Origin of the sequence: Okeania sp. SIO2B9 (genome assembly GCF_010672505.1) — a bacterium.
Taxonomy (GTDB): domain Bacteria; phylum Cyanobacteriota; class Cyanobacteriia; order Cyanobacteriales; family Microcoleaceae; genus Okeania; species Okeania hirsuta.
The window spans coordinates 1-1236 of record NZ_JAAHGK010001709.1; the positions used below are offsets into that span (position 1 = coordinate 1).

Consider the following 1236-nt stretch of genomic DNA (forward strand, 5'->3'; position numbering starts at 1 on the left):
CGTAGTCTTGCTAAACAATTTGGTGTCGCTAAAAGTTTTGTGCAAAAACTGCTCAAGCAGCGTCGAGAGACGGGCTCCATTGCCCCCAAGGTCCGTGAGGAGCAAACCCCACCCAAACTCAATGACGACCATCGAATCATTCTGGCCAGGGCTGATTCATTATGGTTGTCGTAAAGTTCAGGAAAGCAATTATCTACGCATTCCGCGATCGCATGACTTAAAAGAGTCAAATTCCTGTCTTTTAATTTTTTATTTTGAGATTCATTTATCTGAAAATCTGCATGATAATTAGCTCCTATTCTTTTAATTTTAATCTGGCTTCTTAATACTGGATTGGCAATGGAATCTGTTAGTTCTTGCCTTGTCCTAAAAGGTTCTTCTTTCTTGTATTTAATAATAAAATCAATCATTGTATTGAGAACTATGGGAATAACATGATAGCATACAGATACATGACCACAAAAGTAATCATAGTATGCAGCCAGAACTAAAAGTAGGACTAGTAACTGATTTTAGGGATTGGTACGATTTTGCTTTCTACCCACCTGATGACTCGGATACAAACTTCATTCGGTTAGCCAGCGATCGCAATTATTCCATTCCAAAAACAGAGCAGTTTAAAATAATTTCAAAAGGAACTTTTTTAAGTATCATTCCTCACGGTAAGCCTTCAGATATTAAAGAAAATCACCCAGAGCATAAAAAAGTAATTGTTTATTTAGACGAATACGCCCATTCTGGATATGGAAAATGCTTAACATCTATAGAACAAGCAATAAAAACCCATCCAGGAAAATTATGCTCTGCTTTTCTCGATACTTCTACTTCTGAATATAAATCGATTTCTTATCGCATATTACTGATAGGCGATCGCGCATAAACACGCCCTTGAATTCAATAAAATAAAAGATTATTTCGAGTTAGATAAAAACTTATCAGAAGAATATACATGGGCTGCCAATGCTTGGCGAATCACAAACGCGGGTAAGCTAATATCAAATGATTTTCAAAGCTCTATACCAGATTCTTACAAAATTAATCTGAAAGCAGCCATCGATTTATTCTTTGCCCCTAAAGGATATACTCTTAATGGTACTTCGACTATTCATAAAGAATCTAAAGAAAAAATTGCAGAATTAACAGTAGTTCGCAATCATTTGTTTTTAGCTGAAAATAATCTTTTCGTGTCTTCCGATTTGTATTATTTACTAGGCGAACTTATTGAGAATTATTTCA

Annotated in this window: 2 protein-coding genes; one reads left to right on the top strand and one right to left on the bottom strand. The window is 35.3% G+C overall.

The features are described 5' to 3' along the window. On the bottom strand, positions 1-410 hold a 410-nt coding region (locus F6K13_RS33870; RefSeq protein ID WP_287290036.1), incomplete at its 3' end, for a hypothetical protein. Between the two features lie 65 nt (positions 411-475). Between F6K13_RS33870 and F6K13_RS33875 the strand changes: the two genes are divergently transcribed. Further along, positions 476-880: a hypothetical protein gene (locus tag F6K13_RS33875; protein ID WP_287290039.1), complete on the top strand. Its 405-nt coding sequence runs from the start codon at positions 476-478 to the stop codon at positions 878-880. Positions 881-1236: the final 356 nt, after the last annotated feature.